1 rRNA gene is annotated in these 226 nt (G+C 54.4%); it reads left to right on the top strand.

Annotated elements, in window-relative coordinates:
• Positions 1-78: ribosomal RNA gene (locus tag ACA373_RS22230) — 16S ribosomal RNA — on the top strand; the annotation flags it as partial.
• Positions 79-226: the final 148 nt, after the last annotated feature.

The following is a 226-nucleotide window of genomic DNA, read 5'->3' as shown; positions in this document are numbered from 1 at the left end:
ACCACTTTGTGATTCATGACTGGGGTGAAGTCGTAACAAGGTAACCGTAGGGGAACCTGCGGTTGGATCACCTCCTTACCTGAAGATACCTTCGTGCGCAGTGCTCACACAGATTGTCTGATAGAAACGTTAGAGCAAGACGGCTGCGAAGCCGACACGACAGTGTCCCCTTCGTCTAGCGGTTAGGACTCCGCCCTTTCACGGCGGCAACAGGGGTTCGAATCCC

It is taken from the genome of Erwinia sp. STN24 (genome assembly GCF_041320675.1).
Lineage (GTDB): Bacteria > Pseudomonadota > Gammaproteobacteria > Enterobacterales > Enterobacteriaceae > Erwinia > Erwinia aeris.
Note: the sequence above shows the minus strand (reverse complement) of the source record. Positions and strands in the feature narration are given on the sequence as shown.